Origin of the sequence: Carboxydocella sp. JDF658, from assembly GCF_002049395.1 — a bacterium.
Classification (GTDB): domain Bacteria; phylum Bacillota.
In genome coordinates, this window is sequence record NZ_BDLR01000264.1 from 1 (window position 1) to 476 (window position 476).

Consider the following 476-nt stretch of genomic DNA (forward strand, 5'->3'; position numbering starts at 1 on the left):
TGTGCCTGTATGCGGTGGGCCTTTAACCGGCTCCTGGAAGGTGCTTCCCGCCATGAAATCAAGAAGTCAGGACAAGAACTTTTCGGGCTGAACTCCCGCTATGCGGATGATGCCAGACTTAAAGCACAGGCCCTGCTGGACTCCCAAACAGAACTGCTGAAGTTAGAAAATGAAGAAACAGAAAAGAAACTGGTCCGGGCCAGGAAGAAGCTCAGCCTGGCTATGAGGAAACTGGCGAAGGCAGAGGAAAAGGGGGCTGCTTCAGAAGATATTGAAAAGCTCCGCCTGGCAGTCAAGGGGCGGAACAAGCGGGTGGTTTCACTGGCAAAAAGGCTGGCTGAACTGAAGGATTACCGGGAGAAGGGTACAATACCAAAGGTAGTCTTTGGGGGCAGAAGGCTGTGGGAAAAGGTCTGCCAGGGCCGGGCCGCCCGTGAAAAATGGCGGCACGCCCGCAGGAACCGCCTCTACTCCCG

At 55.3% G+C, this 476-nt stretch carries 1 pseudogene; it reads left to right on the forward strand.

What is annotated here, in order from left to right:
* A pseudogene (locus JDF658_RS14150) lies at window positions 1–476 on the forward strand (IS200/IS605 family accessory protein TnpB-related protein); the annotation flags it as partial.